21 protein-coding genes are annotated in these 22,769 nt (G+C 68.6%); 16 read left to right on the top strand and 5 right to left on the bottom strand.

All coding sequences use genetic code 11. The features are described 5' to 3' along the window. Position 1: 1 nt before the first annotated feature. Both OHT76_RS25375 and OHT76_RS25380 read right to left on the bottom strand, forming a co-directional pair. Positions 2-331 carry a PASTA domain-containing protein gene (locus OHT76_RS25375; RefSeq protein WP_328873170.1) on the bottom strand — a complete coding sequence of 110 codons (330 nt, stop codon included), beginning with the start codon at positions 329-331 and terminating at the stop codon, positions 2-4. 133 nt (positions 332-464) lie between these two features. Then, a complete protein-coding gene (locus OHT76_RS25380) occupies positions 465-986 on the bottom strand; it encodes a GNAT family N-acetyltransferase (RefSeq protein WP_328873171.1) in 522 nt (173 codons plus the stop codon). 98 nt (positions 987-1,084) lie between these two features. Here OHT76_RS25380 and OHT76_RS25385 point away from each other — a divergent pair, with 98 nt between their 5' ends. Continuing rightward, positions 1,085-2,374, top strand: a complete 1,290-nt coding sequence (locus OHT76_RS25385) for a geranylgeranyl reductase family protein (protein WP_328873172.1) — start codon at positions 1,085-1,087, stop codon at positions 2,372-2,374. Here the strand turns inward: OHT76_RS25385 and def are convergent, their stop codons facing one another. Then, positions 2,375-3,001 carry a peptide deformylase gene (def, locus tag OHT76_RS25390; protein ID WP_328873173.1) on the bottom strand — a complete coding sequence of 209 codons (627 nt, stop codon included), beginning with the start codon at positions 2,999-3,001 and terminating at the stop codon, positions 2,375-2,377. Positions 3,002-3,100: 99 nt separating this feature from the next. On the opposite strand from def, the gene OHT76_RS25395 reads away from it, so the two are divergent. Then, positions 3,101-4,921 (top strand): hydroxysqualene dehydroxylase, encoded by a 1,821-nt coding sequence (locus tag OHT76_RS25395; protein ID WP_328873174.1) that lies wholly within the window; start codon positions 3,101-3,103, stop codon positions 4,919-4,921. A 104-nt stretch (positions 4,922-5,025) separates the two neighbouring features. On the opposite strand, the gene OHT76_RS25400 is transcribed toward OHT76_RS25395, so the two are convergent. Next, on the bottom strand, positions 5,026-5,862 hold the full coding sequence (locus tag OHT76_RS25400; RefSeq protein WP_328873175.1) for a C40 family peptidase: 837 nt from the start codon (positions 5,860-5,862) through the stop codon (positions 5,026-5,028). Positions 5,863-6,579: 717 nt separating this feature from the next. Between OHT76_RS25400 and OHT76_RS25405 the strand changes: the two genes are divergently transcribed. Genes OHT76_RS25405 through nuoN form a run of 14 tightly spaced genes read left to right on the top strand, consistent with a single transcriptional unit; the run spans position 6,580 to position 22,495 of the window. Continuing rightward, complete coding sequence (locus OHT76_RS25405) at positions 6,580-6,939, top strand: NADH-quinone oxidoreductase subunit A (protein WP_033319564.1); 360 nt, start codon at positions 6,580-6,582, stop codon at positions 6,937-6,939. A gap of 14 nt (positions 6,940-6,953) precedes the next feature. After that, positions 6,954-7,508, top strand: a complete 555-nt coding sequence (locus tag OHT76_RS25410; RefSeq protein WP_010041554.1) for a NuoB/complex I 20 kDa subunit family protein — start codon at positions 6,954-6,956, stop codon at positions 7,506-7,508. Then, positions 7,505-8,242 (top strand): NADH-quinone oxidoreductase subunit C, encoded by a 738-nt coding sequence (locus OHT76_RS25415; RefSeq protein WP_328873176.1) that lies wholly within the window; start codon positions 7,505-7,507, stop codon positions 8,240-8,242. Before OHT76_RS25410 ends, OHT76_RS25415 begins: the two co-directional genes overlap by 4 nt. Next, the gene (locus OHT76_RS25420) at positions 8,239-9,561 is read left to right on the top strand and encodes an NADH-quinone oxidoreductase subunit D (RefSeq protein WP_328873177.1); all 1,323 of its coding nucleotides are present in this window, start codon (positions 8,239-8,241) and stop codon (positions 9,559-9,561) included. The genes OHT76_RS25415 and OHT76_RS25420 overlap by 4 nt, the downstream gene beginning before the upstream one ends. Continuing rightward, positions 9,558-10,430, top strand: coding sequence for an NADH-quinone oxidoreductase subunit NuoE (gene nuoE, locus OHT76_RS25425; RefSeq protein WP_328873178.1), 873 nt, complete (start codon positions 9,558-9,560; stop codon positions 10,428-10,430). The genes OHT76_RS25420 and nuoE overlap by 4 nt, the downstream gene beginning before the upstream one ends. Beyond that, a complete protein-coding gene (gene nuoF, locus OHT76_RS25430; protein ID WP_328873179.1) occupies positions 10,430-11,779 on the top strand; it encodes an NADH-quinone oxidoreductase subunit NuoF in 1,350 nt (449 codons plus the stop codon). Before nuoE ends, nuoF begins: the two co-directional genes overlap by 1 nt. Continuing rightward, positions 11,776-14,280, top strand: coding sequence for an NADH-quinone oxidoreductase subunit G (locus OHT76_RS25435; RefSeq protein ID WP_328873180.1), 2,505 nt, complete (start codon positions 11,776-11,778; stop codon positions 14,278-14,280). Before nuoF ends, OHT76_RS25435 begins: the two co-directional genes overlap by 4 nt. Beyond that, positions 14,277-15,638, top strand: coding sequence for an NADH-quinone oxidoreductase subunit NuoH (nuoH, locus tag OHT76_RS25440; RefSeq protein WP_328873181.1), 1,362 nt, complete (start codon positions 14,277-14,279; stop codon positions 15,636-15,638). The genes OHT76_RS25435 and nuoH overlap by 4 nt, the downstream gene beginning before the upstream one ends. Beyond that, a complete protein-coding gene (gene nuoI, locus OHT76_RS25445; RefSeq protein ID WP_328873182.1) occupies positions 15,631-16,233 on the top strand; it encodes an NADH-quinone oxidoreductase subunit NuoI in 603 nt (200 codons plus the stop codon). The genes nuoH and nuoI overlap by 8 nt, the downstream gene beginning before the upstream one ends. Beyond that, on the top strand, positions 16,230-17,048 hold the full coding sequence (locus OHT76_RS25450) for an NADH-quinone oxidoreductase subunit J (protein ID WP_328873183.1): 819 nt from the start codon (positions 16,230-16,232) through the stop codon (positions 17,046-17,048). Before nuoI ends, OHT76_RS25450 begins: the two co-directional genes overlap by 4 nt. Continuing rightward, entirely contained in the window at positions 17,045-17,344 is a 300-nt protein-coding gene (gene nuoK / locus OHT76_RS25455; protein WP_328873184.1) for an NADH-quinone oxidoreductase subunit NuoK, read from the top strand. The genes OHT76_RS25450 and nuoK overlap by 4 nt, the downstream gene beginning before the upstream one ends. A gap of 14 nt (positions 17,345-17,358) precedes the next feature. After that, on the top strand, positions 17,359-19,272 hold the full coding sequence (nuoL, locus tag OHT76_RS25460; RefSeq protein WP_328873185.1) for an NADH-quinone oxidoreductase subunit L: 1,914 nt from the start codon (positions 17,359-17,361) through the stop codon (positions 19,270-19,272). A 5-nt stretch (positions 19,273-19,277) separates the two neighbouring features. Next, positions 19,278-20,849 carry an NADH-quinone oxidoreductase subunit M gene (locus tag OHT76_RS25465; RefSeq protein ID WP_328873186.1) on the top strand — a complete coding sequence of 524 codons (1,572 nt, stop codon included), beginning with the start codon at positions 19,278-19,280 and terminating at the stop codon, positions 20,847-20,849. Beyond that, positions 20,846-22,495 carry an NADH-quinone oxidoreductase subunit NuoN gene (gene nuoN, locus OHT76_RS25470; RefSeq protein WP_328873187.1) on the top strand — a complete coding sequence of 550 codons (1,650 nt, stop codon included), beginning with the start codon at positions 20,846-20,848 and terminating at the stop codon, positions 22,493-22,495. The genes OHT76_RS25465 and nuoN overlap by 4 nt, the downstream gene beginning before the upstream one ends. Positions 22,496-22,560: 65 nt before the next feature. Here the strand turns inward: nuoN and OHT76_RS25475 are convergent, their stop codons facing one another. Continuing rightward, a complete protein-coding gene (locus tag OHT76_RS25475; RefSeq protein WP_328873188.1) occupies positions 22,561-22,740 on the bottom strand; it encodes a hypothetical protein in 180 nt (59 codons plus the stop codon). Positions 22,741-22,769 lie beyond the last annotated feature (29 nt).

Raw genomic sequence — 22,769 nt, forward strand, 5'->3', positions numbered from 1 at the left:
GTCAAGGGGAGCCGAAGCTCGCGCATGCCGCGTAGGAGTGGCCTCCCGGCTCGTCGAGTTCCCGTTGCATCCCGCCGCGCGGTTGGCGCGGTGGCCGCGGTTCCCGAACGCCGGCGCCTCCGCCGCCCTCTCCCTCCCCGAAGTCGAACCACACGGTGACGACGGCCCCGCGCGGGACCTCGACGCCGGGCGGGGGGTACTGCCGTACGACATAGTCGACGACGGCGAGATGGAAGTCGGGCCGGTCGGGAGAGGCCAGCAGCACGCCGCGTGCCTCGGCCGACGTACGCGCGTCCACGGCCATCAGCCCCACGAGGCGCGGTACTCGCACTTCGGGTGTCTTGGGCGGTTTGTACACAGACGTCACCCCCAGCGGTACCGGCAGGGTAACCCCCGCCGGGTACCGCTCGGAAGCGGTAAGTGTCTTTCTGTGACAGTCGGTTACCGTGGGTAGCTGAAGTGCTTCACGCGGCTCCGCTTGTGAGGTCCAGCCGGTAGCAGTGCCCCTGCCGTTCGCTGGTCGGCGTCATGAAAACCTCGGCCAGTTGCATGCCCAGGCGCCGGGTCACCGCGATCGACCGTTCGTTACGGGCGTCGACCATGGCCACCACGCTCGGCACGCCCGCCGACCGCACCCGCTCCAGCGTCAGCCGCGCGGCCGTGGTGACATACCCCTTGCCCCAGTGCGCCCGCGCAAGCCGCCAGCCGATCTCGATCTCGCCCGTGGGACCCCAGTCCCGCTCCCAGGGCTGGGCGCCCGTGAAGCCGATGACCTGGTCGGAATCGTCCAGCACGGTCCACAGACAGAACCCGCGCTCGGCGTCGTGCCGGCGCTGCCGGGCGGTGAGCTCCTCGTACACGGACAGACCCGCGGACTTGCCGCCGTGGAACTCCATGACATCCGGGTCGTCGAAGATCCGGTGCCAGGCGACCGCGTCCTCGTCGGTGGGAACACGCAGCCGTACTACGGGGAGAGCTCGGTTCACGGGGGCAACCCTTCAGCCGGGTGATCACTGCTGCTGAATAGACTGCCCCTGTCCTGTGCCGGTCGGCACGCAGATTTCGAACTTGGGGAGATCCCGCCGTGACCGAGCCCCTCCTCTCCGACAACACCGCCGATGTGATCGTCGTGGGCGCGGGGCCAGCCGGCTCCACGACCGCGTACCACCTGGCCAAGGCCGGGCTCGATGTGCTCCTGCTGGAGAAGACCGAGTTCCCGCGGGAGAAGGTCTGTGGCGACGGCCTCACGCCGCGCGCGGTCAAGCAGCTCGTGGCGATGGGCATCGACATCTCCGAGGAGGCCGGCTGGCTGCGCAACCAGGGCCTGAGGATCATCGGCGGCGGAGTCCGGCTCCAGCTGGACTGGCCCGACCTCGCCTCCTTCCCGGACTACGGCCTGGTCCGCAAGCGCGACGACTTCGACGAGCAGCTCGCCCGTCAGGCGCAGAAAGCGGGCGCCCGACTGTACGAGCGCTGCAATGTCGGCGCCCCGATCATCGACGACCGCACCGGCCGTATCACCGGCGTCCACGCCAAGTTGGGGGAGGAGAAGCGCGAGGTCGCCTTCCACGCGCCCCTGGTGGTCGCCGCCGACGGCAACTCGACGAGGCTTTCGCTGGCCATGGGCCTGCACCGCCGCGAGGACCGGCCGATGGGCGTCGCCGTACGGACGTACTTCGAGTCCCCGCGCCACGACGACGACTACCTGGAGTCCTGGCTGGAGCTGTGGGACCGCCGCGGCCCGGGCGAGGACCGGCTGCTGCCCGGCTACGGCTGGATCTTCGGCATGGGCGACGGCACGTCCAATGTCGGCCTGGGTGTGCTCAACACCTCCGACTCCTTCAAGGAACTGGACTGGCGCGAGGTGCTCAAGGCCTGGTGCGCGTCGATGCCGGAGGAGTGGGGCTACACCCCGGACAACATGACCGGCCCCATCCGCGGCGCCGCCCTCCCCATGGCCTTCAACCGCCAGCCTCACTACACGCGCGGGCTGCTCCTGGTTGGCGACGCCGGCGGCCTGGTGAACCCCTTCAACGGCGAGGGCATCGCCTACGCCATGGAATCCGGCCAGATCGCCGCCGACGTCATCGTCCAGGCCCACGCCCGGCAGACCCCCGCGGGGCGGGAGATGGCCCTGCAGCGCTACCCGCGCGTGCTCAAGGACACCTACGGCGGCTACTACACGATGGGCCGCGCCTTCGTGAAGCTCATCGGCAACCCGAAGGTCATGAAGATCGCGACCCAACGCGGCCTGACGCACCCCTTGCTGATGAAGTTCACCCTCAAGCTCCTCGCCAACCTGACGGACCCGACGGGCGGCGACGCGATGGACCGAATCATCAACGGCCTGAGCAAGGTGGCGCCGAAGGCCTGATCAGCCTTTGAGGGCTTCCGTATTGGCGACCCGGCGGGCGAACACCTCGTCCCGCCGGTCCGCCACATGCCGCAGCGCGTCCTTGCGGTCCCGCTTGGAGAGCCGGTCCAGATAAACCTGCCCGTTGCAGTGATCGGTCTCGTGCGCCAGGCAGCGCGCGAAGTACCCGGCGCCCTCGATGACGAGCGTCCCGCCGTCCTTGTCGAGCCCGCGCACTACGGCCCGGTCCGGACGCGGTACGTCCATCAGGGCGCCCGGCACCGACAGGCACCCCTCGCTCTCGTCGAGCAGCCGCCTGTGGGGTGCGTCAAGCTGCTCCAGCACCGGGTTGACGATGTGCCCGATGTGCCGGGCCCCGTCGTCGTCCGGGCAGTCGTAGACGAACAGCCGCAGATCGACGCCGACCTGGTTCGCCGCGAGTCCGCAGCCGTCGGCGATGTACATCGTGAGGAACATGTCGTCGATCAGCGCCGCGAGATCGGGCCCGAACTCGGTCACGTCCCGGCAGGGCTTGTGCAGCACCTCTTCGCCGACCTCGGTGATCCGCCGCACCGAACCGCGCCGGGCTTCGGGCGCGAGCGACGGATACGAGTCGACGGGCCTGCCTTGCAGGAAAACGCTGGGCATCGTGAACTCCCCTTTTTCTGCTGATGGTTGTGTGGATGCTGTGGCTGGCCGGGAATCGGGCTTCCACCCTTCGGAGCCCCTCCCTACCCTCCGGTATTCATGACAACAGAACACACCCTGGACTCTCAGGAGAAGACCGGTCACAGCCGTAGACGCTTCCTCACGGCCACCGGGGGCGCGGCGCTCGCCTTAGGCGCCGCGGGCACCGTCGGCCCCGCCTTCGCCGCCGGGCCGTCCGGGAAGCGCGTCGCCGTCCTCGGTGGCGGGGTCGCCGGGCTCAGCGCGGCGCATGAACTCGCCGAACGCGGCTACGCCGTCACCGTCTACGAGTACTACGACGCCCTCGGCGGCAAGGCCCGCTCGATGCCCGTCCCCGGCACGGCGGCCGGCGGCCGTGCCGACCTCCCCGGTGAGCACGGCTTCCGCTTCTTCCCCGGCTTCTACCGGAACCTGCCGGACACCATGCGCCGCATCCCCGTTCCCGGCAACGCGAACGGCGTCCACGACAACCTCGTCAGCGGCACCGAGGCCCTGTTCGCCCGCGCCGGCGGTCGCCCCGACCTGCACTTCCCGCTCCGCCGTGCCACCACCACGCCCGCCCCCGGCACCCTCACCCCGTCCTGGATCCGCGACCAGCTCCTGTCGGTCCTGGACCTCGGCACCCGGCTGCCCGCCCACGAGATCGCCTACTTCGTCGACCGCATCCTGGTCCACCTCACGAGCTGCGACGCCCGCCGCGAGGACGAGTGGGAGAAGACCTCCTGGTGGGACTTCCTGCGCGCGGAGGAGATGAGCGAGGAGTACCGGTCGCTCCTCGCCATCGGCCAGACCCGCAACCTGGTGGCCACCCGCGCGGAGGTGGCGTCCACCCGCACCGTCGGCCGCGTCATCATCGAGGCCCTGCTGCTGTGGGGCCTGCTCGGCCGGGGCATGGACGGCGACGCCGATATCGACCGGGTCCTCAACGCCCCCACCAGCGAGGCCTGGATCGACCCCTGGGAACGGCACCTGCGCTCGCTCGGCGTCGAGTTCGTCCTCGGCACCCGGGTCCGCGAGGTGCTCTACGAGGGCGGCAAGGTGACCGGCGTCCACGTCTCGGCCCGCGACGGTGGCCAGGACCGTACCGTCACCGCCGAACACTACGTCAGCGCACTGCCGGTGGAGCACGCGCGCGTGACGTGGGGCCGGGCCCTGCGCGCGGCGGACCCGCAGCTGGCCCGCTGCGACGCGCTGCAGACGGACTGGATGACCGGCGTGATGTTCTACCTGCGCACACCCACCCCGGTCGTGCACGGCCACGTCAACTGCCTGGACTCACCCTGGGCGGTGACGGCGGTCGGCCAGGCCCAGTTCTGGGACGGACGGGACTTCTCCCGCGACTACGGCGACGGAAGCGCCCAGGACTGCCTCTCCGCGATCATCTCCGAGTGGGAGAAGCCGGGCATCCTGTACGGCAAGCCGGCCCGCGAGTGCACCCGCGAGGAGGTCGTCGCCGAACTGTGGGCGCAACTGAAGGACGCGCTGAACGACTCCGGCAAGACGACCCTCACCGACAGCGACCGCCTTGGCTGGTTCATGGACCCGGCGGTGACGGGCCTCGGCGGCCCCGACCCGCAGAACCGCGAGCAGCTGATGATCCACCCCACGGGCACGTTCTACAACCGCCCCACGGCCCGCACGAGGGTGCCCAACTTCTTCCTCGCCGGCGACTACGTCCGCACCGACATCGACCTCGCCTCCATGGAGGGCGCCAACGAGGCGGCCCGCGCGGCCGTCAACGCCCTGCTGGAGGCGGACAATTCGGACGCGGAGCGCTGCGCGATCGTAGGCTTGTACCGCCCGCCCGAGCTGGAGCCCCTGAAGCGGATCGACGAAGTCCGCTACCGCCTCGGCCTGCCCAACACCTTCGACCTCGGCTAGGTCCTGAACCGCCGGACCGATCCCGGCGGATGTGCCGGATGGGGCCGCTGCCCCCGAGCGGCTGCGGCCCCATCCGTACTGCTGTGCCCCTTATGGGCTGTGTGTCAGAGTACGCGCACCGCACCAGAGGCGGGGTAGCCGGAAAGATCCTGAATGACTACACCCTTGGCCGAGTTGGCGGCGTCCAGGTACTGACCATTACCGATGTACACACCCACGTGGTACGCCGAGCCCTTGCCACCCCAGTACAGGATGTCGCCGACCTGGAGGTTGGACAGGGAGACGTCCGTGCCCGCCATCGACTGGTCCTGGGAGACCCGGGGGAGGTCCACGCCGACCTGCTTGAAGGCGGCCTGTACCAGGGAAGAGCAGTCCCAGGCGTTGGGTCCGGTGGCGCCCATGACGTAGGCGTCGCCCAGCTGCGCCTTCAGGAAGGCGATGACGGTCCCGACGCTGCCGCTCGCCGGGGCGGTGGCCGTGGCGGTGTCGGTCGTGCTGGTGGCGGCGAGCGTGGTCCGCTCGGCGCTGCGGGCGGCGCGCTCGGCGGCGGCCTTGCGGGCAGCCTCCGCGGCCTCCTTCTTGGCCTCCGCCTTCTTCTTGGCCTCCGCGAGGTCGGCCTTGGCCTCCTTCGCGGCTGCCGCGGCGGCGGCGTCACGCTCGGCCTGCAGCTCATAGCTGGCCGCGGCCTGCTGCGTGGCGTCCGCGGACTCGGCGACCTGAGCGGCCAGGTCGGCCGTCAGGGTGGGCAGTTCGAGGGTCTGCGTGACCGGCTCGGCGGCGCTCGCCGAGGCCGACGCGCCCGCCGCTGCCATGCTGAGGACGCCACCGGCAACTCCGGCGCGCATCGCGAGGGTCGTCGACCCGGAGCGGCGGGGTTTCCGGTGGCTGCGTATGTGAGCGGTGTGGGACATGAGAACAACCGGTATCAGGGGCTCCTCCATACCTTCAAGAAACGTGTGCTGCGCCACAGTTGTTCAATCGACCCCGTGAATCCCTCGTCTGTCGCCCTTTATTGACGCCGTAACGGACATTGCGGGCGCCACCCATCCCACCCGTGATCACGGCCTTTCATCGGTTCGCCCGAATTGCCCCGCGCTTACCACTTGTTGATGCAGGTGGCCAAGCCCGGTTCTCATGGGCCTCTCATGGATGTGGTGGAGGTCACGCAACGGTTACAGCGAGGGGCGCGTCCCGCGCGCACGGCCCGACCCGAGCTGCTCGTGAATGCGCGCACGCGTCCACACCCTGCCGTGCACCTCCCCCTGATGTGTGAACGCGGTCCTCTATCAGGACGCCAGGTCCATCTCCAATTTGCATGCAAGGGAAGTCTCTTGATATTGAGACGCCCCTCCCGAGCTGCACCGACGAGCGGAAATGTCACCTCAGGTGATCACTTGGCTGCCTCGCGTACGAAGATCACCACTCATCCGACTTCATGATCCTTCGTCAGGTGGTGGAGATCACAAAGCTTGTGTAATACCCCGTGTCGCAGATCACAGAGCGTCGGGCATAAGATGCGAGGCAGTTGGGCTTGTGACCTGCTTCACATGTTCTCGATCTTCGCCGGGACGAGCGAGGTTCGAGGGACTGGTGGGACGCAAGTGGTGAGTCCGACGCAACCGCCAGCAGTCAGTGCCGACTGAGAGGAGCGAGGAGCGGTGAACGCGTATGCGCCCATCCTCGTACTGGGAGCCCTCGGGGCAGGCTTTGCGATCTTCTCCGTGGTCATGGCCACGCTGATCGGTCCGAAGCGGTACAACCGCGCCAAGCTCGAGGCCTACGAGTGCGGTATCGAGCCGACCCCCACGCCGGCCGGCGGCGGGCGCTTCCCGATCAAGTACTACCTGACGGCGATGCTCTTCATCATCTTCGATATCGAGATCGTCTTCCTCTACCCCTGGGCCGTCACCTTCGACGCCCTGGGTGTTTTCGGGCTCGTGGAGATGCTGCTCTTCGTGCTCACCGTCTTCGTCGCGTACGCGTACGTATGGCGGCGCGGCGGCCTGGAATGGGACTGAGGGGCCTTTAACTCATGGGACTCGAAGAAAAGCTGCCGAGCGGCTTCCTGCTGACCACCGTCGAGCAGGCCGCGGGCTGGGTGCGCAAGTCGTCCGTCTTCCCGGCCACCTTCGGCCTCGCCTGCTGTGCCATCGAGATGATGACCACCGGCGCCGGCCGCTACGACCTGGCGCGCTTCGGCATGGAGGTCTTCCGCGGCTCACCGCGGCAGGCGGACCTCATGATCGTCGCCGGCCGGGTCAGCCAGAAGATGGCACCGGTGCTCAGGCAGGTCTATGACCAGATGCCGAACCCCAAGTGGGTGATCTCCATGGGGGTCTGCGCCTCCTCGGGCGGCATGTTCAACAACTACGCCATCGTGCAGGGCGTCGACCACATCGTCCCGGTCGACATCTATCTGCCCGGCTGCCCGCCCCGGCCCGAGATGCTGATGGACGCGATCCTCAAGCTCCACCAGAAGATCCAGACCTCCAAGCTCGGCGTGAACGCCGAGGAGGCGGCCCGCGAGGCCGAGGAAGCCGCGCTCAAGGCGCTCCCCACCATCGAGATGAAGGGGCTGCTGCGATGAGCGACACGAACAACGGCGTCAACCCCGAGAAGGACCTCGGCGCCTCCAACCTCCCCGGCCAGCGCGGCGAGGGCGGTGAGGAGATCCGCGTCCAGCGAGGCATGTTCGGCGCCAACAACGGCGGCGACACCTCCGGTTACGACGGCCTCGTCCGCTCGGTCCGGCTCCCGGGACCGGCGGCCCGCCCCTACGGCGGCTGGTTCGACGAGGTCGCCGACGAACTCGAGGGCGCCCTGGAGGAACAGGGCCTCCTGCCCGAGAACGTGATCGAGAAGACGGTCGTCGACCGCGGTGAGCTCACCTTCCACATCGAGCGCGAGCACCTGCTCCGCGTCGCCCGCACCCTGCGCGACGACCCGGCCCTGCGCTTCGAGCTGTGCACCGGCGTGAGCGGCGTCCACTACCCGCACGACAAGGGCCGCGAGCTGCACGCCGTCTACCACCTGCGCTCGATCACCCACAACCGGCTGATCCGCCTCGAAGTCAGCGCTCCCGACAGCGACCGCCGCATCCCGTCGCTGGTCTCCGTCTATCCGACCAACGACTGGCACGAGCGCGAGACCTACGACTTCTTCGGCATCGTCTTCGACGGTCACCCGGCCCTGACCCGGATCATGATGCCGGACGACTGGCAGGGCCATCCGCAGCGCAAGGACTACCCCCTCGGCGGCATCCCCGTCGAATACAAGGGCGCCCAGATCCCGGCTCCGGACCAGCGGAGGTCGTACTCATGAGCACGCAGCACGCAACTCCGCGCGAGACCACCGAGGGCACCGTATATACGGTCACCGGCGGCGACTGGGACGAGGTCGTCCAGGCCGCGGCCCGCGCCGACGACGAGCGCATCGTCCTCAATATGGGCCCGCAGCACCCCTCCACCCACGGAGTGCTCCGCCTGATCCTGGAGATCGACGGCGAGACGGTCACCGAGGCCCGCTGCGGCATCGGCTATCTGCACACCGGCATCGAGAAGAATCTCGAGTTCCGCACGTGGACGCAGGGCACCACGTTCGTGACGCGCATGGACTACCTGACGTCTTTCTTCAACGAGACCGGCTACTGCCTCGCCGTCGAGAAGCTCCTCGGCATCGAGGAGCAGATCCCCGACCGCGCCACCCTCATCCGGGTGCTCCTGATGGAGCTCAACCGCCTCTCCTCGCACCTGGTGTGCATCGCCACCGGCGGTATGGAGCTGGGCGCCACCACGATCATGATCTACGGATTCCGTGATCGTGAAATGATTCTCGACATCTACGAGCTCATCACGGGCCTCAGGATGAACCACGCGTACATCCGCCCCGGCGGACTCGCCCAGGACCTGCCGCCCGGCGCGGTGGACCAGATCCGCGAGTTCGTGAAGAAGATGAAGAAGAACCTCCCGGAGTACGACAAGCTCGCCACCGGGAACCCCATCTTCAAGGCCCGTATGCAGGACGTCGGCTATCTCGACCTGGCCGGCTGCATGGCCCTCGGCGCCACCGGCCCGATCCTGCGCTCCGCCGGTCTGCCGCACGACCTGCGCAAGGCCCAGCCGTACTGCGGCTACGAGACCTTCGACTTCGACATCCCGACCGCCGACACCTGCGACTCCTACGGCCGCTTCCTGATCCGCCTCGAGGAGATGCGCCAGTCGCTCAGGGTCGTCGAGCAGTGCCTGGACCGGCTGCAGCCCGGACCGGTCATGGTCGCCGACAAGAAGATCGCCTGGCCCGCCCAGCTCGCGCTCGGCCCGGACGGACTCGGCAACTCCCTCGACCACATCAAGAAGATCATGGGCACCTCCATGGAGGCCCTGATCCACCACTTCAAGCTGGTCACCGAGGGCTTCCGCGTCCCGCCGGGACAGGCGTACGCGGCCGTCGAGTCACCCAAGGGCGAACTCGGAGTGCATGCCGTCTCCGACGGCGGCACCCGCCCCTACCGGGTCCACTTCCGCGACCCGTCCTTCACCAACCTGCAGGCCATGGCGGCGATGTGCGAGGGCGGCCAGGTCGCCGACGTCATCGTCGCCGTCGCGTCCATCGACCCCGTGATGGGAGGCGTCGACCGGTGACCACCAGTTCTTCGGAGCAGGGCGTCAGCCTGGGCATGCCCGAACTGCCCGCGCCCGGCTACCCGGACGACGTTCGAGCCCGACTGGAGCGGGACGCGCGCGAGATCATCGCCCGCTACCCGGACTCCCGGTCCGCGCTCCTTCCGCTGCTGCACCTGGTGCAGTCGGAGGAGGGCCATGTCACGCGCACCGGGATGCAGTTCTGCGCGGACATGCTGCACCTGACCACGGCCGAGGTCACCGCGGTCGCCACCTTCTACACCATGTACCGGCGCCGCCCGAGCGGTGACTACCAGGTCGGCGTGTGCACCAACACGCTGTGCGCGGTGATGGGCGGCGACGCGATCTTCGAGGCCCTCCAGGAGCATCTCGGCGTCGGCAACGGCGAGACCACCGACGACGGCAAGGTCACGCTGGAGCACATCGAGTGCAACGCGGCCTGCGATTTCGCGCCGGTCGTGATGGTCAACTGGGAGTTCTTCGACAACCAGACCGTGCAGAGCGCCAAGCGCATGGTGGACGACCTGCGCGCGGGAGCACCGGTTTCTCCCACGCGCGGGGCGCCGCTGTGCACCTTCAAGGAGACCGCCCGGATCCTGGCGGGCTTTCCCGACGAGCGGGAAGGGGCAGTCGAGGCCGGTGGAAGCGCGGGACCCGCTTCGCTGATCGGCCTCAGGCTGGCCAAGGGGGAGACCGCCCCCGCGCGCGTGGTTCATCCGCGCGACGGCGGACCTCATGAGGAGCCGCAGGACAGGGCAGTGCACGAGCCGTCACCGACGGAGCACTTGAGCTCACACGACGCGCCGCAGGACACATCGGCCTCCGACCCGGCCCACCCGGCCGGGCCTACCGCCGAGGAGGGGGAGTGATGACCTTGGCACCCGAGCTGAAAGACACCAGCCCCGAGAAGCTGCTCGCACCCGTGCTGTCGGCCTTCTGGGACGAGGACAGGTCCTGGACGCTGGACGTCTACCGAAGGCACGAAGGATACGAGGGACTTCGCAAGGCGCTCGCCATGTCGCCGGACGATCTCATCGCCTATGTGAAGGACTCCGGTCTGCGCGGGCGCGGCGGCGCGGGATTCCCCACCGGAATGAAATGGCAGTTCATTCCCCAGGGAGATGGAAAGCCGCACTATCTAGTTGTCAACGCCGACGAATCGGAGCCCGGAACCTGCAAGGACATCCCGCTCCTCTTCGCGAACCCGCATAGCCTCATCGAGGGCATTGTCATCGCGTGTTATGCCATCAGGTCGTCGCATGCCTTCATCTATCTGCGCGGTGAAGTCGTCCCAGTCCTGCGGCGGTTGCACTCGGCCGTGAGCGAGGCCTATGCGGCCGGCTACCTCGGAAAGAACATCCTCGGCAGCGGCCTCGATCTCGAACTCACCGTGCACGCGGGCGCCGGGGCGTACATCTGTGGTGAAGAGACCGCACTGCTCGACTCGCTCGAAGGCCGCCGTGGGCAACCGCGGCTCCGTCCTCCTTTCCCTGCGGTGGCCGGCCTCTATGCCTGCCCGACTGTTGTGAACAACGTCGAGTCGATCGCGTCGGTTCCCGCGATTCTGCAAAAAGGAAAAGACTGGTTCAGGTCGATGGGCAGCGAGAAGTCCCCGGGCTTCACGCTCTACTCGCTCAGCGGCCATGTCGCGAGCCCCGGCCAGTACGAGGCCCCGCTCGGCATCACCCTGCGCCAACTGCTGGAGATGAGCGGCGGGATGCGGCCGGGACACCGGCTGAAGTTCTGGACACCGGGCGGCTCCTCGACACCGATGTTCACCGACGAGCACCTCGACGTCCCCCTCGACTACGAGGGCGTGGGCGCCGCCGGTTCCATGCTCGGCACCAAAGCGCTCCAGTGCTTCGACGAGACGACCTGCGTCGTACGCGCCGTCACCCGCTGGACCGAGTTCTACGCCCACGAGTCCTGCGGCAAGTGCACACCCTGCCGCGAAGGCACGTACTGGCTCGTGCAGTTGCTGCGCGACATCGAGGCCGGCAAGGGCGTCATGAGCGACCTCGACAAGCTGAACGACATCGCCGACAACATCAACGGCAAGTCCTTCTGCGCCCTCGGCGACGGTGCCGCCTCGCCGATCTTCTCCTCGCTCAAGTACTTCCGCGAGGAGTACGAGCAGCACATCACGGGCCGCGGCTGCCCCTTCGACCCGGCCAAGTCGACGGTCTGGGCGGACAAGCACACGGAGGTGAACGCATGACAGTGACCACCAGCGCTCCCTCCGGAGGCGGTGAGGCGGCGGTCCCGCCGGAAGATCTCGTCTCGCTGACGATCGACGGCGTGGAGCTCAGCGTGCCCAAGGGCACCCTGGTCATCCGCGCCGCCGAACAACTCGGCATCGAGATCCCCCGCTTCTGCGACCACCCGCTCCTCGACCCGGCCGGCGCCTGCCGCCAGTGCATCGTCGAGGTCGAGGGCCAGCGCAAGCCGATGGCGTCCTGCACCATCACCTGCACCGACGGAATGGTGGTCAAGACCCACCTGACCTCGCCGGTCGCCGAGAAGGCCCAGCACGGTGTGATGGAGCTGCTCCTCATCAACCACCCGCTGGACTGCCCGGTCTGCGACAAGGGCGGCGAGTGCCCGCTCCAGAACCAGGCCATGTCGCACGGCCAGGCCGAGTCCCGCTTCGAGGGCCGCAAGCGGACCTACGAGAAGCCCGTGCCGATCTCCACGCAGGTGCTGCTCGACCGCGAGCGGTGCGTGCTGTGCGCCCGCTGCACCCGCTTCTCCAACCAGATCGCGGGCGACCCGATGATCGAGCTGCTCGAGCGGGGCGCGCTCCAGCAGGTCGGCACCGGTGAGGGCGACCCCTTCGAGTCGTACTTCTCCGGCAACACGATCCAGATCTGCCCGGTCGGAGCGCTCACCTCGGCGGCGTACCGCTTCCGCTCCCGCCCCTTCGACCTGGTGTCCTCGCCGAGTGTCTGCGAGCACTGCTCGGGCGGCTGCGCCACGCGCACCGACCACCGGCGCGGCAAGATCATGCGCAAGCTCGCGGCCAACGACCCCGAGGTCAACGAGGAGTGGATCTGCGACAAGGGGCGGTTCGCCTTCCGGTACGCGCAACAGCGGGACCGTCTCGAGACCCCCCTGGTGCGCAACCCCGAGGGCGACCTCGTGCCGGCGTCCTGGCCGGAGGCCCTGCAGATCGCGGCCCAGGGGCTGCTCGCCTCGCGCGGCCGGGCCGGCGTTCTGACCGGCGGCCGCCTCACCATCGAGGACGCCTACGCGTACAGCAAGTTCGCGCGCGTGGCGCTCGACACCAATGACATCGACTTCCGCGCGCGCGTGCACAGCGGCGAGGAGGCCGACTTCCTGGCGGCCCGGGTCGCCGGACGCGGACGCGACCTCGACGGTACGGGCGTCACGTACTCCCTCCTGGAGAAGGCGCCCGCGGTCCTGCTGGCCGGGTTCGAGGCCGAGGAGGAGGCGCCCGGCATCTTCCTGCGGCTGCGCAAGGCCTGGCGGAAGCACGGCCAGAAGGTCTTCTCGCTCGCCACGCATGAGACACGCGGCCTGGAGAAGGCCGGCGGCACCCTGCTGCCCGCCGCTCCCGGCACCGAGACCGAGTGGCTGGACGCGCTCGCGAGCGGAGTCGGTCTGGAGGACGACGGCGCTCGGGCCTCCGAGGCGCTGCGCACCGAGGGCGCCGTGATCGTCGTAGGGGAGCGGCTGGCCGGTGTGGCGGGCGGGCTCACCGCCGCCGTACGGGCCGCGTCCGCGACCGGCGCGCACCTGGTGTGGATCCCGCGCCGGGCCGGGGAGCGCGGCGCGGTCGAGGCCGGAGCGCTGCCGTCGCTGCTGCCGGGCGGCCGTCCGGCCACCGACCCGCGCGCGCGTGAGGAGGTCGCCACGGCCTGGGGCGTGGCCGAACTCCCGCACCGCTACGGACGCGACACCGGCCAGATCGTGGAGGCCGCCGCCACCGGCGAACTCCAGGCCCTGGTGGTCGCCGGAGTCGAGGTCGCCGATCTGCCCGACCCGGCACGCGCGCGTGAGGCGCTCGCCGAGGCCGGCTTCCTCGTCTCGCTGGAACTGCGGCCGAGCGAGGTCACCGAGCTCGCCGACGTGGTCCTGCCCGTCGCCGCGGTCGCCGAGAAGGCGGGCACCTTCCTCAACTGGGAAGGCAGGGTGCGCTTCTTCGAGGCCGCGCTCAAGCCCGACCACATGACCCGGCGCCTCCCCCCGACCGACGCCCGCGTCCTGCAGATGCTGGCCGACGCCATGGACGTACACCTGGGTCTGCCGGATCTGCGTACCGCGCGTGCGGAGCTGGACCGGCTGGGGGCCTGGGACGGGCCCAGGGCCACCGAACCTCTGGAGTCCGCGGCCCAGTTGCCGCGGCCTGCCGCCGGAGAGGCCGTGCTGGCCGGACATCGGCTGCTGCTCGACCAGGGCAGGCTCCAGGACGGCGACGAGGCGCTCGCCGGGACGCGGCACGCCGCCCACGCGCGCGTGTCGGCCGCCACGGCCGCCGAAGCGGGCGTGAAGAACGGCGACGTCCTCGCGGTGACCGGCAGCGCAGGGACGGTCGAACTCCCCGTCCTGATCACCGCGATGCCCGACCGGGTGGTCTGGCTGCCGCTGAACTCCACCGGTGGCGGCGTCGCCTCCGACACCGGGGCGCGGCCCGGCTCCCTCGTCCGCATCGGCCCGGCGACGCTCGCGACCGAGGCCCCCAAGGAGGTGGAGGCATGAGCCCGTACCTCGCCGCAGAAGACCTCTCGATGTTCGGCACCGACCCCTGGTGGCTGGTCGTCATCAAGGCGGTGTTCTGCTTCGCCTTCCTGATGCTGACCGTGCTGTTCTCCATCGTGTGGGAGCGCAAGGTCGTCGCCTGGATGCAGCTGCGCATCGGCCCCAACCGGCACGGCCCCTGGGGCATGCTCCAGTCGCTCGCCGACGGCATCAAGCTGATGCTGAAGGAAGACGTCATCGTCAAACGCGCGGACAAGGTCGTCTACGTCCTCGCGCCGATCGTCGCGGCCATCCCGGCCTTCATGGCGATCGCGGTGATCCCCTTCGGCCCGGCGGGCAACGAGATCTCGATCTTCGGCGAGCGCACCACGATGCAGCTCACCGACCTGCCGATCGCGATGCTCTACATCCTCGCGGTCGCCTCGGTCGGCATCTACGGCATCGTCCTCGCGGGTTGGAGTTCCGGATCCACCTACCCGCTCCTCGGTGGCCTGCGTTCCTGCGCGCAGATGATCTCGTACGAGATCGCCATGGGCGCCGCCTTCGCCTCGGTGTTCCTCTACTCCGGGTCGATGTCGACGTCGGCGATCGTGGAGGCGCAGCAGGACCGCTGGTACATCATCCTGCTGCCGGTCTCCTTCATCATCTACATCATCACGATGGTCGGCGAGACCAACCGGGCCCCCTTCGACATGCCGGAGTCCGAGGGCGACCTGGTCGGCGGCTTCAACACCGAGTACTCGTCGATCAAGTTCGCGCTGTTCATGCTCGCCGAGTACGTGAACATGGTGACGGTCTCGGCCGTGTCGGTGACGCTCTTCCTCGGCGGCTGGCGGGCTCCTTGGCCGGTCTCCACCTTCTGGGAGGGCGCGAACCACGGCTGGTGGCCGCTGCTCTGGTTCGTGGTCAAGGTGCAGTTGCTGCTCTTCTTCTTCATCTGGCTGCGCGGCACACTGCCCCGCGTCCGCTACGACCAGCTGATGAAGCTCGGCTGGAAGGTCCTGATCCCGGTCTCCGTGGTCTGGCTGATGCTCGTCGCGACCGTACGGACACTGCGCAACGAGAACTACGACTTCGCCGACATCGCCCTCTACGTCGGAGGCGGCGTCCTGGTGCTTCTGCTGCTCTCCTTCGTCGCGGACATGTTCCGCGGCAAACCGAAGGAGGAAGGACCCGCCCCGGCCCCCGGATTCGACGCGATGGCGGGCGGATTCCCCGTGCCGCCGCTGCCCGGACAAGAGCTGCCGCCGGTCCCGCGACGCCGTTCGCGCCGGGAGCGGGAGCTGATTGTCAGTGGCGGGGTCAATACTCAGAGTGACGACGGATCTCTGGATGGAAAGGAGGCGTCCGATGGCTGAGGAGCCCAAGGAGACCAAGCCCGGTTTCCAGAACCCAGTGGCCGGCTTCGGCGTGACCTTCAAGGCCATGTTCAAGAAGCGGCTGACCGAGCAGTACCCGGAACAGCAGAAGACCACCGCTCCGCGGTTCCATGGACGGCACCAGCTCAACCGCCATCCGGACGGCCTGGAGAAATGCGTCGGCTGCGAGCTGTGCGCCTGGGCCTGCCCCGCCGACGCGATCTATGTCGAGGGCGCGGACAACACCGAAGAGGAGCGCTACTCGCCGGGCGAGCGGTACGGCCGCGTCTACCAGATCAACTACGCCCGCTGCATCCTGTGCGGCCTGTGCATCGAGGCGTGCCCCACGCGCGCGTTGACGATGACGAACGAGTTCGAGCTGGCCGACTCCAGCCGCGCCAACCTCATCTACACCAAGGAGCAGCTGCTCGCCGGTCTTGAGGACGGCATGGTGGACACCCCGCACGCGATCTACCCCGGGACGGACGAACAGGACTACTACCGGGGCCTGGTGACCGAGGCCGCTCCCGGCACCGTCCAGCAAGTCGCCGTTTCCAAAGGCGAGAAGCCAGAGGAAGAGGGGGCGGACGCATGAGCGCACAGCTCGCCGCCTACTCCACCTCCACCGGCGAGGCCTTCCAGTTCTGGGTCCTCGGCACGGTCGCGGTGATCGGCGCCCTGTGCACCGTCTTCATGAAGAAGGCCGTGCACAGCGCGCTGTGTCTGGCCGGCACCATGATCATCCTGGCGGTGTTCTACCTCGCCAACGGCGCCTACTTCCTGGGCGTCGTGCAGATCATCGTCTACACCGGCGCGATCATGATGCTGTTCCTGTTCGTGGTGATGCTGGTCGGCGTGACCGCGGCGGACTCCCTGAAGGAGACCATCAAGGGCCAGCGCTGGCTGGCCCTTCTCTGTGGCCTCGGCTTCGGCATCCTGCTGTTCGCCGGGATCGGCAACGCCTCCCTGACGGAGTTCAACGGCCTCGCCCAGGCGAACGCCAACGGCAATGTGGAGGGCCTCGCCGCCCTCCTGTTCACCAAGTACGTCTTCGCCTTCGAGATCACCGGCGCCCTGCTCATCACGGCCGCCGTCGGCGCCATGGTGCTCACCCACCGGGAGCGCACCGAGCGGGCCAAGACACAGCGCGAGCTGTCCGAGCAGCGGGTGCGCGAGGGCAAGAACGTGCCGCCGCTGCCGGCGCCCGGCGTGTACGCGCGGCACAACGCCGTGGACATCGCGGGCCTGCTGCCCGACGGCACCCCGTCGGAGCTCACCGTCAGCAAGACGCTGCGCGAACGCGGCCAGATCCGCGATGTGTCCACTGAGGCGCTCAACGACCTCAAGGCCCTGGAACAGCGCGCCGAGGAGCGCCTGGAGCGCACGAACAGCGGGGAGGCGTCGAAGTGAATCCGATCAACTACCTCTACCTCGCCGCCCTGTTGTTCACGATCGGCGCCACCGGCGTACTGATCCGGCGCAACGCGATCGTGGTGTTCATGTGCGTCGAGCTCATGCTCAACGCCTGCAACCTCGCGCTCGTCGCCTTCTCCCGGATGCACGGCAATCTCGACGGCCAGATCATCGCCTTCTTCACGATGGTCGTCGCCGCCGCGGAGGTCGTGGTCGGGCTCGCGATCATCGTGTCGCTGTTCCGTTCCCGCCACTCGGCCTCGGTCGACGACGCCAGCCTGATGAAGCTGTAAGGGGTCGCTGAATCGTGGAGAACCTGATTGCGCTGCTCATCGCGGCGCCCCTGCTCGGAGCGGCGGTCCTGCTGTGCGGCGGCCGGCGCCTGGACGCCGTCGGCCACTGGATCGGCACGGTGCTCGCGTTCGTGTCCTTCGTGCTCGGCGCGATCCTCTTCGTCGACCTGCTGGGCAAGGACGCCGAACACCGGACGCTGACCCAGCACCTGTTCAGCTGGATCCCGGTTGAGGGCTTCCAGGCCGACGTCGCCTTCCAGCTCGACCAGCTGTCGATGACGTTCGTCCTGCTGATCACCGGCGTCGGCTCGCTGATCCACCTGTACTCGGTCGGGTACATGGAGCACGACGAGCGGCGCCGCCGCTTCTTCGGCTATCTGAACCTGTTCCTCGCGGCGATGCTGCTGCTCGTCCTCGCCGACAACTACCTCCTGCTGTACGTCGGCTGGGAGGGCGTCGGTCTCGCCTCCTACCTGCTGATCGGCTTCTGGCAGCACAAGCCCAGTGCCGCGACGGCTGCGAAGAAGGCGTTCCTGGTCAACCGCGTCGGCGACATGGGTCTGTCGATCGCGATCATGATCATGTTCACCACCTTCGGTACCTTCGCCTTCGGCCCGCTCCTCGGCAGCCACGAGGAGCCCGGTCTCGTCGGTGAGACCTCCGAGGGCACGCTCACCGCCATCGGCCTGATGCTGCTGCTCGCCGCCTGCGGCAAGTCCGCCCAGGTGCCGCTGCAGTCCTGGCTCGGGGACGCGATGGAGGGCCCGACCCCGGTCTCGGCCCTCATCCACGCCGCGACGATGGTGACCGCGGGCGTCTACCTGATCGTCCGCTCCGGAGCGATCTTCAACGCCGCCCCGGACGCGCAACTGGTCGTCACCATCGTCGGTGCCGTCACGCTCCTGTTCGGTGCGATCGTCGGTTGCGCGAAGGACGACATCAAGAAGGCGCTGGCCGGCTCGACCATGTCGCAGATCGGCTACATGGTCCTTGCGGCGGGCCTCGGCCCCATCGGCTATGTCTTCGCGATCATGCACCTGGTGACCCACGGCTTCTTCAAGGCCGGGCTGTTCCTCGGCGCCGGTTCGGTCATGCACGGCATGAACGACGAGGTCGACATGAGGAAGTACGGCGGCCTGAGGAAGTACATGCCGGTCACCTTCATCACCTTCGGCCTCGGCTACCTCGCCATCATCGGCTTCCCGGGCCTGTCCGGCTTCTTCTCCAAGGACAAGATCATCGAGGCGGCGTTCGCCAAGGGCGGCACCGAGGGCTGGATCCTCGGCGGCTGCGCCCTGCTGGGCGCGGCGATCACGGCGTACTACATGACGCGCGTGATGCTGCTGACGTTCTTCGGCGAGAAGCGCTGGCAGCCCGACGAGCACGGGCATGAGCCGCACCCGCACGAGTCGCCCAGTTCCATGACGATCCCGATGATCCTGCTGGCCTTCGGATCGGTCTTCGCGGGCGGTCTGTTCAGCGTCGGCGACCGCTTCCTGCACTGGCTGGAGCCGATCACCGGACACAGCCACGGCGACTCGCCGCTCAGCGCGGCCACGGTCACGACGGCCACGGTGGCCGTCATGGTCATCGGCGTCACCACCGCCTATCTCCAGTACGGTCGCCGCCCGGTCCCGGTCGTCGCCCCGCGCGGGTCGCTGCTCACCCGGGCCGCCCGGCGCGATCTGCTCCAGGACGACTTCAACCACGTCGTCCTCGTCCGCGGCGGCGAGCACCTGACGCGGTCCCTGGTGTACGTCGACCACACCCTGGTCGACGGCGTCGTCAACGGCACGGCGGCCTCGGTCGGCGGCCTCTCCGGACGGCTGCGCAAGCTGCAGAACGGCTTCGCACGGTCGTACGCGGTCTCGATGTTCGGCGGTGCGGCACTCCTCGTCGCCGCGACCCTGCTGATGAGGGCGGTCTGATACCGATGTCCTTTCCCCTGCTGACAGCGACGGCGGCGCTCCCCGCGATCGGGGCGGTCGTCACGGCCGCCGTACCGGCCGCGCGGCGGACGACCGCCAAGTGGCTGGCGCTGCTCTTCTCGCTCGCCACCCTCGCGTTCGCCGTCACGATCCTGGTCCGCTTCGACCCGGACGGCGACCGCTACCAGCTCACCGAATCCCACTCCTGGATCAAGGAGTTCGGGGTCCGCTACGACCTGGGCGTGGACGGCATCGCGGTGGCCCTGATCGCGCTGACCGCCGTACTGATCCCGTTCATCATCCTCGCGGGCTGGCACGACGCCGACCCGTTGGAGACCGGCAGCAAGCGCTGGCGGCCCACCCAGGGTTTCTTCGCCCTGATCCTGGCCGTCGAGGCGATGGTGATCATCTCCTTCGAGGCCACCGACGTCTTCCTCTTCTACATCTTCTTCGAGGCCATGCTCATCCCGATGTACTTCCTCATCGGAGGCTTCGGGGACCGTGCCCACGAGCACGGCGAGGAGGCGGCGTCCACCCAACGCTCGTACGCCGCGGTGAAGTTCCTCCTCTACAACCTGGCCGGCGGACTGATCATGCTGGCCGCGGTGATCGGCCTCTACGTGGTCGCCGGGAACTTCTCGCTCCCCGAGATCGCCGAGGCGCGTGCCAACGGCTCGCTGGACATGGCGACCGACACCGAGCGCTGGCTGTTCCTGGGCTTCTTCTTCGCTTTCGCGGTGAAGGCCCCACTGTGGCCGCTGCACACCTGGCTGCCCAACGCCATGGGTGAGGCCACCGCCCCGGTCGCCGTGCTGATCACGGCAGTTGTCGACAAGGTCGGCACCTTCGCGATGCTCCGCTTCTGCCTCGGCCTGTTCCCCGAGGCCTCGAAGTGGGCGACGCCCGCCATCCTCGTCCTGGCGCTGATCAGCATCATCTACGGCGCGCTGCTCGCCGTCGGCCAGCGGGACATCAAGCGTCTGGTGGCCTACGCGTCGATCTCGCACTTCGGCTTCATCATCATGGGCATCTTCGCGATGACCAGCCAGGGCCAGTCGGGCGCGACGCTGTACATGGTCAACCACGGGATCTCGACGGCCGCGTTGATGCTGGTGGCCGGCTTCCTGATCTCGCGGCGCGGCTCGCGGCTCATCGCCGACTACGGCGGAGTGCAGAAGGTCGCCCCGGTCCTCGCGGGCACCTTCCTGATCGGCGGTCTGGCGACGCTGTCGCTGCCCGGACTCGCGCCGTTCGTCAGTGAGTTCCTGGTCCTCGTGGGCACGTACACGAGATACCCGGCGGTCGGCATCATCGCCACCTTCGGCATCGTGCTCGCCGCGCTCTACACCCTCGTCCTGTACCAGCGGACGATGACGGGCCCGGTGAAGCCCGAGGTCTCCGCGATGCCCGACCTGAGGGTGCGGGAACTTGCGGTCGTCGCCCCGCTGGTCGTACTGCTGATCTTCCTGGGCGTCTACCCGAAGCCCGTCACGGACATCGTCAACCCGGCGGTCGAGCAGACCATGTCCGACGTTCAGAAGAAGGACCCCCAGCCCGAGGTGGAGGCGGCCAAGTGAGCGCATCAGCCGTCCACAGCCTGTGGACAACCGCGGCCGATCCGATCTCGAAGATCGACGCGCCGAAGATCGAATACGGACAATTGTCGCCCACGCTGATCGTCGTCGGCGCGGCGATCGTGGGGGTGCTGATCGAGGCGGTCGTCCCGCGCAAGTCCCGCTACTACGCCCAGGTGTTCGTCTCCGCCGTCGCGCTCACCGCCGCATTCGCCGCGGTGGTCGCGCTCGCGGCCGACGGATACGGCACCACGAAGGCGGGCATCGTGGCGATGGGCGCCATCGCCGTCGACGGCCCGGCCCTCTTCCTCCAGGGCACGATCCTGCTGGCCGGCCTGGTCGGCCTGTTCACCTTCGCCGAACGGCGGCTGGATCCGGAGATGCACGGCAACCGGGTCGACTCCTTCGCCGCGCAGGCCGCGTCCGTGCCGGGCAGCGACAGCGAAAAGGCCGCGGTGAAGGCCGGGTTCACCACCACCGAGGTGTTCCCGCTGCTGCTCTTCGCGGTCGCCGGCATGCTGATCTTCCCGGCGGCCAACGACCTGCTGACCCTGTTCATCGCGCTGGAGGTCTTCTCCCTCCCGCTGTACCTGATGTGCGCCCTCGCCCGCCGCAAGCGGCTGATGTCGCAGGAAGCGGCGGTGAAGTACTTCCTGCTCGGTGCCTTCGCCTCCGCGTTCACCCTGTTCGGCATCGCGCTGCTGTACGGCTACGCGGGCTCGGTGTCGTACGCGACGATCGCGCAGGTCGTCGACGGCACCCTCACCACCGTCGACCCGGCCCTCGCGGACACCATGGGCAATGACGCGCTGCTGCTGATCGGCATGGCGATGCTCGTCATGGGCCTGCTGTTCAAGGTCGGCGCCGTGCCCTTCCACATGTGGACGCCGGATGTGTACCAGGGCGCGCCGACTCCGGTGACCGGCTTCATGGCGGCGGCGACCAAGGTGGCGGCGTTCGGTGCGCTGCTGCGTGTGCTGTACGTGGTGCTGCCCGGCCTGCGCTGGGACTGGCGGCCGGTCATGTGGGCCGTCGCGATCATCACCATGCTGGGCGGCGCCATCGTCGCGATCACGCAGACCGACATCAAGCGGCTGCTGGCGTACTCGTCGATCGCGCACGCGGGCTTCATCCTCGCCGGTGTCATCGCGACCACGCCGGACGGTGTGTCGTCCGTCCTCTTCTACCTGGCTGCCTACTCCTTCGTGACGATCGGCGCCTTCGCGGTCGTCACGCTGGTGCGGGACGCCGGGGGCGAGGCGACGCATCTGTCCAAGTGGGCGGGGCTCGGCCGGCGTTCACCCCTGGTGGCGGCCGTGTTCGCGGTGTTCCTGCTGGCCTTCGCGGGCATCCCGCTGACCTCCGGGTTCGCCGGGAAGTTCGCCGTGTTCAAGGCGGCGGCGGAGGGCGGGGCGGCTCCGCTGGTCGTGGTCGGTGTGATCTCGTCGGCCATCGCGGCGTTCTTCTACATCCGCGTCATCGTGCTGATGTTCTTCAGCGAGCCGCGGCCCGAGGGCCCGACGGTCGCCGTGCCGTCGCCGCTGACGATGACGGCGATCGGGGTCGGCGTGGCGGTCACCCTGGTGCTCGGTGTGGCGCCGCAGTACTTCCTGGAGCTCGCGAGCGACGCCGGGGTGTTCGTGCGCTGACCTGCGGTGCTGGTACGCAGGCCCCGGATCCCGTGGCGGGAGCCGGGGCTTTCGTCTGTGTCCGGTCAGGCCTTCGGGCACTTCACCTCGGGGTTGAAGCCCTCGAGGAGACCCTTGGGGTTGGTCTTGTAGACACGCTCGTACGGCGCTCCGTCCGTCGAGGTCGAGAGGTGGGTGGGCCTCCCCTTGTCCCGCCCGAAGAGCATGTTCCGGCCGCCGAGGGCATGCCATGTGACGGCAGTCATACGAATGACTACCGAACGTCATCGAAGCG

Source organism: Streptomyces sp. NBC_00287, from assembly GCF_036173105.1.
In the GTDB taxonomy this organism is placed as follows: domain Bacteria; phylum Actinomycetota; class Actinomycetes; order Streptomycetales; family Streptomycetaceae; genus Streptomyces.